General features: G+C 28.5%; 15 protein-coding genes. 12 read left to right on the top strand and 3 right to left on the bottom strand.

Annotated elements, in window-relative coordinates:
* Positions 1-800, top strand: an 800-nt coding sequence (locus ABY298_RS03280) for an OmpA family protein (RefSeq protein WP_372744575.1), incomplete at its 5' end; no start/stop codon positions are given.
* 5 nt (positions 801-805) lie between these two features.
* Positions 806-1,315, top strand: a complete 510-nt coding sequence (locus ABY298_RS03275; RefSeq protein ID WP_372744574.1) for a helix-hairpin-helix domain-containing protein — start codon at positions 806-808, stop codon at positions 1,313-1,315.
* 9 nt (positions 1,316-1,324) lie between these two features.
* On the opposite strand, the gene ABY298_RS03270 is transcribed toward ABY298_RS03275, so the two are convergent.
* On the bottom strand, positions 1,325-1,555 hold the full coding sequence (locus tag ABY298_RS03270; RefSeq protein WP_372744573.1) for a hypothetical protein: 231 nt from the start codon (positions 1,553-1,555) through the stop codon (positions 1,325-1,327).
* A complete protein-coding gene (locus tag ABY298_RS03265; RefSeq protein ID WP_372744572.1) occupies positions 1,542-2,978 on the bottom strand; it encodes an MATE family efflux transporter in 1,437 nt (478 codons plus the stop codon). The genes ABY298_RS03270 and ABY298_RS03265 overlap by 14 nt, the downstream gene beginning before the upstream one ends.
* A gap of 194 nt (positions 2,979-3,172) precedes the next feature.
* Here ABY298_RS03265 and tpx point away from each other — a divergent pair, with 194 nt between their 5' ends.
* The 7 genes from tpx to ABY298_RS03230 are packed head-to-tail and all read left to right on the top strand — an operon-like array spanning position 3,173 to position 10,488.
* The gene (gene tpx / locus ABY298_RS03260; RefSeq protein WP_372744571.1) at positions 3,173-3,670 is read left to right on the top strand and encodes a thiol peroxidase; all 498 of its coding nucleotides are present in this window, start codon (positions 3,173-3,175) and stop codon (positions 3,668-3,670) included.
* A 5-nt stretch (positions 3,671-3,675) separates the two neighbouring features.
* Entirely contained in the window at positions 3,676-4,044 is a 369-nt protein-coding gene (locus ABY298_RS03255; protein WP_372744570.1) for a diacylglycerol kinase, read from the top strand.
* A 52-nt stretch (positions 4,045-4,096) separates the two neighbouring features.
* Complete coding sequence (locus ABY298_RS03250) at positions 4,097-6,493, top strand: DNA translocase FtsK (protein ID WP_372744569.1); 2,397 nt, start codon at positions 4,097-4,099, stop codon at positions 6,491-6,493.
* A gap of 22 nt (positions 6,494-6,515) precedes the next feature.
* Positions 6,516-7,169, top strand: coding sequence for an outer membrane lipoprotein carrier protein LolA (locus ABY298_RS03245; protein WP_372744568.1), 654 nt, complete (start codon positions 6,516-6,518; stop codon positions 7,167-7,169).
* A 5-nt stretch (positions 7,170-7,174) separates the two neighbouring features.
* A complete protein-coding gene (locus ABY298_RS03240) occupies positions 7,175-8,614 on the top strand; it encodes an LptF/LptG family permease (protein WP_372744567.1) in 1,440 nt (479 codons plus the stop codon).
* A gap of 6 nt (positions 8,615-8,620) precedes the next feature.
* The gene (gene ribB, locus ABY298_RS03235) at positions 8,621-9,763 is read left to right on the top strand and encodes a 3,4-dihydroxy-2-butanone-4-phosphate synthase (protein ID WP_372744566.1); all 1,143 of its coding nucleotides are present in this window, start codon (positions 8,621-8,623) and stop codon (positions 9,761-9,763) included.
* A gap of 8 nt (positions 9,764-9,771) precedes the next feature.
* Positions 9,772-10,488 (top strand): DUF4369 domain-containing protein, encoded by a 717-nt coding sequence (locus ABY298_RS03230; RefSeq protein ID WP_372744565.1) that lies wholly within the window; start codon positions 9,772-9,774, stop codon positions 10,486-10,488.
* Here ABY298_RS03230 and pepE read toward each other — a convergent pair.
* Positions 10,480-11,187: a dipeptidase PepE gene (pepE, locus tag ABY298_RS03225; protein ID WP_372744564.1), complete on the bottom strand. Its 708-nt coding sequence runs from the start codon at positions 11,185-11,187 to the stop codon at positions 10,480-10,482. The genes ABY298_RS03230 and pepE overlap by 9 nt on opposite strands.
* Positions 11,188-11,286: 99 nt before the next feature.
* On the opposite strand from pepE, the gene ABY298_RS03220 reads away from it, so the two are divergent.
* The 3 genes from ABY298_RS03220 (at position 11,287) to ABY298_RS03210 (ending at position 13,375) form a co-directional block, all read left to right on the top strand.
* The gene (locus ABY298_RS03220) at positions 11,287-12,051 is read left to right on the top strand and encodes a carboxypeptidase-like regulatory domain-containing protein (protein WP_372744563.1); all 765 of its coding nucleotides are present in this window, start codon (positions 11,287-11,289) and stop codon (positions 12,049-12,051) included.
* Positions 12,017-12,811 (top strand): carboxypeptidase-like regulatory domain-containing protein, encoded by a 795-nt coding sequence (locus ABY298_RS03215; RefSeq protein WP_372744562.1) that lies wholly within the window; start codon positions 12,017-12,019, stop codon positions 12,809-12,811. Before ABY298_RS03220 ends, ABY298_RS03215 begins: the two co-directional genes overlap by 35 nt.
* A 63-nt stretch (positions 12,812-12,874) precedes the next feature.
* Positions 12,875-13,375 carry a DUF6702 family protein gene (locus ABY298_RS03210; RefSeq protein ID WP_372744561.1) on the top strand — a complete coding sequence of 167 codons (501 nt, stop codon included), beginning with the start codon at positions 12,875-12,877 and terminating at the stop codon, positions 13,373-13,375.
* Positions 13,376-13,434 lie beyond the last annotated feature (59 nt).

Here is a 13,434-nt window from a genome sequence, read left to right as displayed (position 1 = left end):
GTTATTTTGAAAATTGTTATTCTACATCTGAAAATGAATTGGTAATTACCGAAATTATTCAGCCTTCAAAATTAGTAGTTACCAATAGTAAAAACGATACATTATATTCCTTTAATAACAGTATTTCTATTCGTAAAAACACAACAGAACTTTCTATTGAAAACACTTCTTTTATAGATAGTATTCAACACTTTTTAAGCAACAAATACGATTTAAATATTGAAATTACTGGGTTTAATGCCACAGATGAAACAACTACTAATACTACACGAAAACTTGGAATTTTAAGGGCTACTGCTTTAAAAGAACTACTAATTTCTAAAGGAATTGACTCCAACGCAATTGTAATATCTGGTATTGAAAAAGAACTCACTTTTACAAAAGAAAATGTATATAAAAATGCTTTTAAGTTACAATTTCAGCAAAAAAGCAACATTGAAATTGATAGTATAGAAAATGCTATTGCACATACCTTATTATATCTCAATTTTAACGATGATAATAACATAGGAAATGAAAAACCTTTACAAGAATATTCTCCTAAACTTAAGTATTACTTGCAAAAATACCCATTAACAGAGATTATAATTACTGGGCATACAGATAATGAAGGATATTATCAAAACAATTTAATTTTAGGTTTAAACCAAGCTAAAAAAGTAAAATTATACTTAGAGAATACTGGTTTTGCCAATTATAAAATTACCACAAAATCTAAAGGAGAAGGCCAACCAATTGCAAACAAATATACGGAAGAAGGAAAAGCGCTAAACAGACGAATTGAAATAACCCTTAAATAAATTAAATGGAATCTATTTTTTCAAATCAAAATTTTTTACATCTTGCTGAATTGTTTTTTTGGCTTTTAGGAGCTTTTATTATTGGCTTTTATTTTGGCACTATTGCTAAATCTAAAAAAACAATAAAAACAAAAGAGAAAGACGATGTTAATAATGATGATGCAATTGATTTAATTAATGATATTACAAAAATAAGAGCAACCAAAACCTTTGACCGTGGCGGAAAAGAAACCGTACAAACTGTTTTTGAAAATAATCCAGAAAGTTCAAATTTTGAAACTATAGAAAACGCCTCCTCAAAAGATAAAGACGATTTAACAAAAATTAAAGGCATTGGAAGTTCCATTGAAAAAAAGTTAAATGCTATTGGAATTTATAATTACCAACAAATAACTAATTTAACAAGTAAAGACATTCTTCAAATTACGGAATTGATAAAGTTTTTCCCTGGTAGAATTGAACGAGATGATTGGGTTGGACAAGCCTACAAATTAATGAACCATAAAAATGAATAACCTTTTTGGTTATTCACTTTGATAACGTTCCATTTCTCTATCGTAAAAAGCACTTGCTTCTTCTATTAATGTTGCAACTTGAATTTCCAATTCTTCTTGATCTTCTCCTTGAAAATCTTCAAACCATTCTATTTCATCATCAACTAAATTGATAACAAATCGAGGAAAATCGGTATGAATAACAAAAATGGCGTCCTGCGCATCTGTATTATCTCCTAATAAAAATTTAGGTAAGTTCATTTTTTTCTTTTATTAATTTATTGGTTAAATAATTAAATCTTAAAAACAATAGTGTTGCAGAAACGGTTAAGGCTATCAATAATCCTATCCAAATGCCAAAAGGTCCCATATTTAAAGTTCTACCTAAATAGAAACAAACCGGAAAACCAACAATCCAATAGGCTATAAATGTTAAAAACGAAGGTATATTTACATCTTGCAAACCTCGTAAACCACCTAAAACAACTGCTTGTAAACCATCTGACAACTGAAAAAAACCTGCTACAACTAATAAACTTGCAGCAATTCCAATTACTTCATTATTATCTGTAAACATTAAAGGTAACACATCTTTAAACACTAAAAATCCAATGGCAAAACAAAACATTATAATAAATATAAGTAGGAAGTTTGAAAATGCAATTCTTCGTAGTTCTGTATAATTTCTTAATCCAACTTGGTTACCAACTCTCACTGTAGCTGCCACACCAATTCCAACTGCAATCATAAATGTTGTGGAAGATAATTTTAAAGCTATTTGATTTGCTGCCTGAGGCAATGCTCCAAAAGTACCTGCTAAAATAACCGTTGCTGTAAATAAACCAACTTCAAACAACATTTGTAAGGCCGTTGGAAAACCTAAGCCAACTATTTTTAAAAAAACTTTTTTACTTATTTCAACTACTTTTAAACGTTTTAAGTATATATCAAACTTTTCTTTTTTAGCCAACATATAATACATAAAAAACACCATTACAATTCTTGAAATAAATGTTCCTAATGCTGCTCCAACAATTTCTAACCTAGGAAAAATCCAAAAACCATAAATTAAAACAAAGTTTAATACCACATTTACAACATTGGTTAAAATGGTTGCCCACATGGCGTATTTTGTTTCAGATAATCCATCAGTAAATTGTTTAAACCCTTGAAAAATCATTAAAGGAATCATAGATAATGCTACAATTTCATAATAAGGAATTGCCAATTCTACTACTTCATCTGGCTGATCTAAATGATATAAAATTGGTTTAATTAAAATTAACAAGAGTACCATAAAAAAACCTAATACAGTAGTCAAAATCATTCCGTGCTGAAAAATGGAACGTCCTTTTTCCTTGTCTTTTTCGCCGTCAGATTCTGCAATTAAAGGTGTAATTGCAAATGAAAAACCCAAACCTATTGAAATTGCAATAAACACCAAACTATTTCCTAAAGAGGTTGCTGCTAATTGAACTGGGCCCAATCTACCTACCATAATATCATCAATTAAACCCACCATTAAATGCCCTAACGAGCCCATCATAATTGGTGTTGCTAATCGTAAATTATTATTAAATTCTGATGTGTATTTTTTTAATTTCAATTGTTCCTCTATTTCAGTTGGCGAAGATACATATTTTAGTTGGCTATTGGAAGAAGTTATAAAAAGAGAGATTTTCAATTTTCATTAAAATAATTAATGAAACTTCATTTTAAAAGACCGTTTAAAAATGTAACTTTGTACTTTATATTTACTAACAATTAAAAATCAATTAAAACGATAGGCGTTTTATTAATTTAACATTAAATTCTAATTCAAGTACAATAAAAAATTATAATTTTATTAAACTAAAAATTAAAAAAAATATTAAAAGTATGGCAAAAATAACGTTAAAAGGAAATCCAATTAAAACAATTGGATCATTACCAAAAGTTGGAAAAAAAGCTCCAAAATTTTCATTGATAAAATCTGATTTATCAAAAGTAAAATTAAAAGATTTTAAAGGATCTAAATTAATTTTAAACATTTTTCCAAGTTTAGATACTGGAACTTGTGCAGCTTCTGTAAGAAACTTTAACAAACAAGCGGCTAGTTTAGAAAACACTAAGGTATTATGTATTTCTAGAGATTTACCTTTTGCTCAAGCGCGTTTTTGTGGTGCTGAAGGTATTGAAAATGTAATTACATTATCTGATTTTGCAAAAGGAAAATTTGGAAAAGCATATGGATTAACAATAAAAGATGGTCCTTTGGCTAATTTACATTCAAGAGCTGTAGTGGTAATTAACGAAGAAGGTGTTGTTACTTATACTGAGCAAGTTCCTGAAATTGTAGATGAACCTAATTATGAAGCTGCTTTAAAAGCATTGTAAAAAGCATGAATTCAGAACGTAATTTTTTTTTAAACAGAATTAAATCTGTGAAATTTGCAGCTAAAGGATGTTGGATATTAATTACAACTGAAAAAAGTATTATAGCACAAGTTAGTATTGCCATTTTTATGACAATAGTTGGCTTTTTAATGAATATTTCTGCTACTGAATGGTTGTTTCAAATTATTGCAATTTCAATTATTTTGGTAGCAGAATCATTAAATACTGCTATAGAAAAAATGGCTGATTTTATTCATCCAGAATACCACGAAAAAATAGGGTTTATAAAAGATGTTTCTGCAGGAGCAGCATTTTTTGCAGCAATATTTGCTGTAATTATTGGTTTAATTATTTACATACCTAAATTTATTTAGTAATTTAAATCCAATCACATTAATTTTATATTTTTGTGGCATATTTAAGTAAATGGCAAAAAAAGCAACATCCACTACAAAAACCCAAAACAAACCACGTTTTCAAAAAATTGGTTCTTTTTTTGGAAATAGACAAACTCAAACAATTATTGGGTTTTTTATTGCTTTATTTGGTGTTTTCCTATTTATATCATTTATTTCTTACCTATTTAATTGGCAACAAGATCAAAGTCAGTTAGCTAATTTTACTGATAAAGATGCTGCTGTCAAAAATTTATTAGGAAAAATTGGTGCAAGCCTTAGTCATTTAACAATTTATAAAGGTTTTGGTGTTGCGGCTTTATACCTTCCTATATTATTATTTTTAACGGGGATTGCAATACTTTTTAAAAGATCTTTATCAAAAATTCGTAAAAAATGGGGATGGGGACTTTTAGGAATGGTTTGGATAGCTATTGCTCTAGCATTTTTTGCACATAAAAACGCATTAATTGCAGGCGTTGTTGGTTTTGAATTAAATAACTATTTACAACAATTTTTAGGTAAAACAGGACTTTTATTAAGTTTACTATTTTTACTAATTTGCTATTTAGTTATTAGATTTAAATTAACTCCAGAAATTGTTCAAGATGCTGTAAAATCTAAAAAAGAAGCATTAGAAATTGAAGAAGCTGCTATTGCAACTGTAACAGCTGAAAACACTCCAAAAAAGGAAGAAAAAGAAGAAAAAGATGATGTAGTTATAACATCAGTTCCGCAATCTCCCATAGATATTCCTTTAACTAAAAAGCCAATAATAACGGTTGTTGAACCTGACTCTGAATTAGATTTTAAAATTATTCATAAATCAGACCCAAAAGAAGAAGTTGAAATTGCTGTAGAAAATATAGTACAAGAAAATCATGTTGAAGAAAATTTATCGGATCAGTTAGTAAAAGATTTTGGTGAATTTGATCCAACCCTAGAACTTGGAAACTATAAATTCCCTACCCTAAACTTATTAAGAGATTATAATGAAAGTATTTCTGTTGATCAGGAAGAACTTGAAGCCAATAAAAATAGAATTGTTGAAACGTTAAACAATTACAATATTGGTATTGACAGAATTAAAGCAACGGTTGGGCCAACGGTTACCTTATACGAAATTGTACCAGAAGCAGGTGTTCGAATTTCTAAAATTAAAAATTTAGAAGATGACATAGCTCTTTCTTTATCCGCTATGGGAATTCGTATTATTGCGCCTATTCCAGGAAAAGGAACCATTGGTATTGAAGTACCAAACAAAAAGCCAACAATGGTTTCTATGAAATCTGTAATTTCATCTATAAAATTTCAAAATTCGGAAATGGAATTGCCAATTGCATTGGGCAAAACTATTTCTAATGAAACCTTTGTTATTGACCTTGCAAAAATGCCACATTTATTAATGGCAGGTGCTACAGGACAAGGAAAATCTGTTGGGTTAAATGCGGTTTTAACATCATTATTATATAAAAAACATCCTGCTGAAGTTAAATTTGTATTGGTAGATCCAAAAAAGGTTGAATTAACTTTATTCAATAAAATAGAACGCCATTATTTAGCTAAATTACCAGATACCGACGAAGCAATTATTACCGATACCACTAAAGTAATTAACACTTTAAATTCTTTATGTATTGAGATGGATAATCGATACGATTTGCTAAAAGATGCAATGGTGCGAAATATTAAAGAATACAACGCCAAATTTAAAGCACGAAAATTAAATCCGGAAAACGGACATAAATTTTTACCTTATATAGTTTTAGTAATTGACGAATTTGCCGATTTAATTATGACTGCCGGTAAAGAGGTTGAAACACCAATTGCACGTTTAGCGCAACTTGCCAGAGCTATTGGAATTCATTTAATTGTAGCAACCCAACGTCCATCCGTAAATGTAATTACAGGTATTATTAAAGCAAATTTCCCTGCCAGAGCAGCGTTTAGAGTAACCTCAAAAATTGATTCACGTACCATTTTAGATACTTCAGGAGCCGACCAGTTAATTGGTAAAGGTGATATGTTGTTTTCTGCTGGAAATGATTTAATACGTTTACAATGTGCTTTTGTTGATACTCCAGAGGTTGAAAAAATTACCGATTTTATTGGTTCTCAAAGAGCATATCCTGATGCGCATTTGTTACCAGAATATAGCGGAGACGAAATTGGCACAAGTCTTGATATTGATATTAGCGAGCGTGATGCTTTATTTAGAGATGCTGCATTGGTAATTGTACATGCACAACAAGGTTCGGCATCTTTATTACAAAGAAAATTAAAATTAGGGTACAACAGAGCTGGTAGATTAATAGATCAATTAGAAGCTGCAGGTATTGTTGGGCCTTTTGAAGGAAGTAAAGCCCGTCAGGTATTAGTAGCAGACGAAATGGCTTTAAACTTCTTATTAGATAATGAACAGAATTAACGAGTAAAATTTACAAACACACATGAAAAAATTAGCATTATTTATTACAATAGTGGCATTAAGTTTCCAATCATTTGCACAAAAATCACAAGAAGCAAAAGCGTTGCTAGACAATGTGGCAAAAAAAGTTGAAAGCTATAAAAATATTTATATAGAATTTAATCACAAATTAGATAATAAAGAAGCAAATGTTCATCAAGAAACATTAGGAAATGTAACTTTAAAAGGTGATTTATACCATTTAAATTATATGGGTACAGAACAATTATATGATGGTAAAAAAACCTACCTTATAATTCATGAAGATGAGGAAGTAATAATTCAAAAACCTTCAAAAAACAACGAAGAAACAATTACACCATCAAAAATGTTTTCTTTTTATAAAACTGGATTTAGTTACGCAATGGGAGAACTAAAAACAATTAAAGGCGTAAAAATTCAATATGTTAAACTAACCCCAACCGATAAAAAATCTGAAATTTCAAATGTTATGGTTGGTATTGATGCTAAAACAAACCACATTTATAATATAATAGAAACAGGAAAAAATAACACAACAACTACCCTTGAAATAAGAAGTTTCAAAACAAATCAACCAGTTTCACAAAAGCTTTTTATCTTTGACCTTTCAAAATACAGAGATCAAAAAAATTATTCAATCTCTGAGCCAAAATAATAGTCTTGAAAATATTTGATAAATATATTTTAAAAAGTTTTTTACAACCTTTTTTAGCCACATTTTTTGTGGTATTATTTGTATTAGTTATGCAGGCTTTATGGCTTGCTTTTGATGAAATAGCCGGAAAGGGTATTGATTTAATTTTTATTTTAAAATTCTTATGGTATTTGGCATTAATATTAACGCCCACTGCCCTACCTATAGGAATTTTATTATCATCTATTATGGCTTTGGGTAATTTGGCCGAAAATTATGAATTTGCCGCAATAAAATCTGCTGGAATTTCTTTAAAAAGAGTTATTCTTCCATTGGTAATTTTAACTGTATTATTAAGCGCACTAAATTTTGTTTTTTTAAATAACATATATCCTTGGGCAACTTTAAAGCAAAAGAATTTGTATTTAAATATGAAAAAAAAGAAACCAGCTTTAGCGTTGGTTCCTAGTGTATTTAATACAGACATTCCCGGTTACAGCATAAAATTTGATGAAAAATATGGTGAAGAGGACAACTTGTTAAAAAATGTTCAAATTGCCGATTTAAGTCAAGGTAAAGGAAAAATTAAAGTAATTACTGCTGAAAAAGGAGAAATTTCTACAGAAGAAGGTAGTAAATATCTAACGCTAACATTAGAAAATGGAAATTACTACGAAGATCATATAAAAAATTCATATTCAGCTTCGGAAAGGGCCAAAATGCCAAGTTCTAGAGCAACTTTTAAAAAGCATATTATAAATATAGACGTTTCCTCTTTTAATGATTCTGGTAAATTAAACGACACGTTAGTTAGAGAACATCACGGAATGCTAACCATTAAACAATTAGATTCATTTTCTTCAAAAGAAAAAGGAATTTTTGATGAACGCGTAAAAGTAAATTCCGAATATTTTTATACTAATTTTAAAGGAGAAAAATTAATTAAAATAGCAGACTCCATTCCAAGAGATTCTTTAAATCCTGTAATTTTAAATAATTTTAACCTGGCAAATCAAATTATTGTTATAAAAGATGCTCAGCAAAGTATAAAAAGAGTTATTACTAGAAATGATAATCAAATGAGAAATTTTAAGGAGCAACGTAAACTGTTAAACCTTTATGATTTTGAATTAAGCTATAGAATTGCGTTTTCTTTTGCTTGTTTAGTGCTCTTTTTTATTGGAGCTCCGTTGGGTTCCATTATTAGAAAAGGAGGATTTGGACTGCCAATGATTATGGCAATTACTATATTTGTAATATATTTCTTTATTTCTCAATTAGGAAGAAACTTAGCCGAAGAAAGTGCCATATCTACATTTATTGGAAGTTGGTTATCTACGGCCATTTTACTCCCATTCGGAATTCTTTTAACAAGACGAGCAGCTAAAGGAATGGGTATTTTTAATATTGATAACGTATTTGAATCCTTTAAAAAGGCATTCAGCAAAATTTTTAAAACCAAATAAATTATAATGCAAACTTCAAAAAGTAACATTAAATTAAATACAATTTCAGAAGCAATAGAAGACATTAAAAACGGTAAAGTTATTATTGTTGTTGATGACGAAGACAGAGAAAATGAAGGCGATTTTATTGCTGCCGCAGAATGTGTTACTCCCGAAATGGTAAATTTTATGGCGCAACATGGTAGAGGATTAATTTGTACTCCTTTAACAGAAGAACGTTGCGAAGAACTAGAATTGCCATTAATGGTAAATAAAAATACTGTTTTACACAATACGCAATTTACGGTTTCAATAGATTTAATTGGAGATGGTTGTACTACAGGTATTTCTGTTCATGACAGGGCAAAAACCATAAAATCACTAACAAAAAAAGAGACAAAACCTGAAGATTTAGGAAGACCAGGACATATTTTTCCACTAAGAGCAAAACAAGGTGGTGTTTTAAGAAGAACAGGACATACAGAAGCTTCTATAGATTTAGCACGTTTAGCGGGCTTTCAACCAGCAGGTATTTTGGTAGAAATTTTAAATGAAGATGGAACAATGGCGCGTTTACCTCAATTAGTAGAGGTTGCTAAAAAATTCGATTTAAAAATTATTTCTATTGAAGATTTAGTTGCTTTTAGAATGAAATATGATTCACTTATTCATAAAGTAGAAGATTTCACTATTCAAACTAGATTTGGTGAGTTTAACTTAAAAGCCTACAAACAAACCAATAACAATCAGGTTCATATTGCACTTTCTAAAGGAAAATGGATAAAAGATGAACCAGTTTTAGTTCGTGTTAATTCAGCCTTAATCAACAACGATATTATTAGATTGCTTACAACAAGTCCTGATGATTCATTCTCAAGAATTTTTAAAATTATTAATGATGCTGGTAAAGGTGTAGCAGTATTTATTAGTCAGGAAAATCAATCTTTTAACTTAATTAACAGATTATCATTATTAAAACAATCTCAAAAAGCTGAATTAAATAGTGTTCCAAAAATTCAACCAGATGATAAAGATTTTGGAATTGGAGCTCAAATTTTACACGATTTAAATATTAATAAATTACGTGTACTTACAAATTCAACATCTATAAGAAAACGTATTGGAATGACTGGTTACGGTTTAGAAGTTGTTGACTATGTAAACTACTAATTTTTTTTATGAAAAATTATTTCATTTTTTTAAGTTGTTTAATTCTCTTTTTAAGTTGTGACACTAAAAATAATGAATCAATTAAAAACACAACTAAAACCCCTCAAAAACAAGGATTTACACTGCAAGGAGAATTGCAAAATGGTGAAGCTTCCATAATTTATTTAAACAAAATTATTGGAAACTCATTGTATCAGGTAGATTCTTGTAAAATTGAAAATAATAAATTTGCCTTTCAGGGTATTGTAGAATTTCCTGAAAGGTTTGCTTTAACTTTTGATAGTTATAACTTTAAAACTATTTTAATTTTAGAAAACACCTCATTTAATATTACTATTAATTTAGAAAATGTAAATGATCCAATAATTACTAATTCTCCTTTAAACAATCAATTATTAGTATATAAAAATACTGCTAAAGAAATTTTCAGAAAAATTGATTACCTCTATCCTCGTTTCCAAAAAGCACGTTTAGAAAATGACGTTCAAAAATTAGAAGAAATTGGAACTGAAATGAAATCTATAGAAAAAGAATTTCAAACATTTAGTTTTCAATTTATTGAAGCGAACAAAAACTCTTTTATTGCTCCAATAATTTTAAGCGATCAATTAAAAAATTCTACTATTGATACGCTTAACATACAAAAAAGCTATCAACTACTTTCTAACGAAGTTAAACATTCACCTGACGCTCAACTAATTGCATTGTTTTTAAAATTACATTAAAAAACTTAAATCAGTTTCAGGAGGTAATTCAACAGCTTGTTTTTTAGCCTGAAATAGTCGTGCGTGTAAACTCCCTTTTAAAAGTATTTTAGCACCTTTCACCTCTAACCAACTTCCTTCTCTTAAGCCTAAAACCGGTGTTGAATTTATGGTATGATACTCATTTATACGCGTTTCTCTAGTTTCTCCCATATGTGTAGAATTTACATCGGGATCTAAAAAATGAGGATTTATATTAAACTTTAAAAAACCAAAAGTGGTAAAACTTGGCGGATATATTATAGGCATATCATTGGTGTTTTGCATAGTTAAACCCGTAATATTGCTTCCTGCACTTGTACCAAAATAAGGCGTTCCGTTTTCAACAACATTTTTAATTGCAGACATTAATTTATGTTGGTATAGTTCATAAACCAACAAAAATGTGTTTCCTCCGCCTGTAAAAATTCCCTTTGCATTATTAATAGCATCAATAGGATTGCTATACTCGTGAATACCTTTTACTTTAATATTAATTTTTTCAAAAGCTTCCGCAACTTTTTTAGTATAATCCTCATGAGATAAACCACTTGGTCTTGCATACGGAATAAACAAAATTTCAGAAATTCCTTTAAAAAAATTTGAAAGCTCTGGCAAAATATATTCTAAATAACCTTTACCGTGAACTGTTGAAGTACTTGCTATTAATAATTTCTTCATTTTAAGTAGTTTTATCAAATGTAGTAAACAAACATTATTTAACAAAAGTTTACAACAGCAATATTATATTTTTAAGATTTCTTCATCTTTCTTTGTTTCATGAAAATAAAGCTAACCAATCTATTTTTTTTCATTTTAATCTCCATAAATTTCTATGGACAACAACAGTCTATAACTATTCGGGGAATAATATATAGTGAAAACAAAAAAATTGGTGATATTCATATTATAAACTTACAAAGTTACTATGGTACAGTAAGTAATGACAATGGAGAGTTTGCTATTTTAGCAAAACCCAATGATACATTGCTGTTTTCATCAATTGAATATGAGGTGAAAAAAATACGAATTACAGATTTTAATATAAAAACAAATAACCTAACTGTTGTTTTAGAGCCCTCTGTTAATCAGCTAAAAGAGGTTTTTGTAGGATTAACAGGAAATCTTGCTTTAGATTTACAAAATAAACCTAAAGACACAATTCCAAAGCATACATTTACTTTTGCTATGCAAGATTTGAATAAGGATTTAGGAGAAGATGTTCACGGTCCAAAAAGTGCTCCTTTTGTTGGTCCGTTTAAACCTTTACCAGCATTAGCAACTATTCCAAATTTTGCATATGAAAAAGAGCAAAAATTAAAACGTGAAATTGCTAAACTAAAAGAATTTCCAATAAAAATAAGGAGAGAATTAGGAATTAAATTTTTTACCGAAAAATTAAACATCCCTGAAGAAAAAATTGATAACTTTATTAATTATTGTGAATACAGAGACGTGATAAAAAAATACTATGAAAAAAAATTATTTGAAGTTATTGAAATATTTAAAGATGAAAGTATTCCATACAATGCCATTAAAGAATAAAGCACTAAACATTTTTACTGTTTTACTGTTGTTATGTGCCAATTCTTTTGCACAAGAACAAACGGTAATTATAGATGGAATTGTAAAAAGTGATACTCAAGCTTTACAAGATATAAACATTGTTAACAAAACCAAAAAATTAGGAACATCAAGCAATATAAATGGAGGTTTTAGCATTCCTGTATCTTTAGGTGATTCTATTCAATTTTCATCTATTAATTACAATACAAGAATTATTGAAATTTCTTTAAATCACATACAAAAGAAAGAAATTATAGTATTTTTAGAAGCAAGTTTAAATGAATTAGATGAAATTGCCATTGAACAAAAGGTACGATTAGATTTTGGAAATATGGCTTTACCTAATGGTTCCATTTTTGAAATGGATGCTATCGATTTAAAAGCAGCTCCAAATGCACGAAATTTAACAGATCCTACAAGTCCTGCTGGCAGTAACAATGGTAACTTGCTTGGTGTAGTTACCCTGCTTACAGATAAAATTTTTGATAAAAGCAGAGAGCGTAAAAAATTAGAAAAAATTCTGCTTCAAGATCAGGAAACATTTTCTTCTCACATTATGGAAAGTTATGGTAAAGATTTTTTTATTCAGGGTTTAAACATACACGAGGATGATTTATATTTATTTATAGATTTTTGCATTGATAATGGCTTAAATAATTACAATACAGAAAATGAATTTACTACCAAAAACTTTTTAGTTGTTCAGAGTAAACAATTTTTAGCACTAAAAAGTCAGTAATTTTTAAAGTATATACAAAGGCTATTCCAAATGCTTTTTGTTAATTAGCGTAAAAAAGAATTCATGAAATATTTAAAAGTTACACTAATTCTATTGCTAATTCCACTTTTAGCTTTCTCTGTACATAAATATTACATAAGTTTATGTGAAGTTGAGTACATTAAAGAAAAACAATCTATTCAAGTAATTATTGGGTTATTTATTGATGATTTAGAAACAACTTTAAATAATGAGCATAAAAAAAACTTCTTTTTAGGCACAAAAAAAGAAGCTAAAAATATAGATTCCTACTATGAAAATTATTTAAATGTGCATTTAAAATTTTTTATAAACGGAAAACAGCAACCCTACAATTATATTGGAAAAGAATATGATGATGATTTAGTTCGTTTTTATCTAGAAATTTCATCAATTAAACAATTACAATCTTTAGAAATTGAAAACAGCTGTTTAATTAAAGAATTTCCAGAACAACAAAACATAATTAAGATAAAAGCAAAGAAATTTAATAAAACACTCTATTTATCTAATAATAATGTGAAAGGTTTGTTAAATTTTCAATAAAAAATCTAATTTTATGTTAAAATAAATTATTTTCGAATTTAAATACTTTCAACTTTAAG

This window comes from Lutibacter sp., assembly GCF_041596795.1.
GTDB lineage: Bacteria > Bacteroidota > Bacteroidia > Flavobacteriales > Flavobacteriaceae > Lutibacter.
This window is presented reverse-complemented; position numbering and strand designations above follow the sequence as displayed.

What these genes read in the sequence shown, in the direction of transcription:
- ABY298_RS03275 (WP_372744574.1), top strand. Translation starts at nt 806, where the DNA reads ATGGAATCTATTTTTTCAAATCAAAATTTTTTACATCTTGCTGAATTG.
- ABY298_RS03270 (WP_372744573.1), bottom strand. Translation starts at nt 1,555, where the DNA reads ATGAACTTACCTAAATTTTTATTAGGAGATAATACAGATGCGCAGGAC.
- tpx (WP_372744571.1), top strand. Translation starts at nt 3,173, where the DNA reads ATGGCAAAAATAACGTTAAAAGGAAATCCAATTAAAACAATTGGATCA.
- ABY298_RS03255 (WP_372744570.1), top strand. Translation starts at nt 3,676, where the DNA reads ATGAATTCAGAACGTAATTTTTTTTTAAACAGAATTAAATCTGTGAAA.
- ABY298_RS03250 (WP_372744569.1), top strand. Translation starts at nt 4,097, where the DNA reads ATGGCAAAAAAAGCAACATCCACTACAAAAACCCAAAACAAACCACGT.
- ABY298_RS03245 (WP_372744568.1), top strand. Translation starts at nt 6,516, where the DNA reads ATGAAAAAATTAGCATTATTTATTACAATAGTGGCATTAAGTTTCCAA.
- ribB (WP_372744566.1), top strand. Translation starts at nt 8,621, where the DNA reads ATGCAAACTTCAAAAAGTAACATTAAATTAAATACAATTTCAGAAGCA.
- ABY298_RS03230 (WP_372744565.1), top strand. Translation starts at nt 9,772, where the DNA reads ATGAAAAATTATTTCATTTTTTTAAGTTGTTTAATTCTCTTTTTAAGT.
- pepE (WP_372744564.1), bottom strand. Translation starts at nt 11,187, where the DNA reads ATGAAGAAATTATTAATAGCAAGTACTTCAACAGTTCACGGTAAAGGT.
- ABY298_RS03220 (WP_372744563.1), top strand. Translation starts at nt 11,287, where the DNA reads ATGAAAATAAAGCTAACCAATCTATTTTTTTTCATTTTAATCTCCATA.
- ABY298_RS03215 (WP_372744562.1), top strand. Translation starts at nt 12,017, where the DNA reads ATGAAAGTATTCCATACAATGCCATTAAAGAATAAAGCACTAAACATT.
- ABY298_RS03210 (WP_372744561.1), top strand. Translation starts at nt 12,875, where the DNA reads ATGAAATATTTAAAAGTTACACTAATTCTATTGCTAATTCCACTTTTA.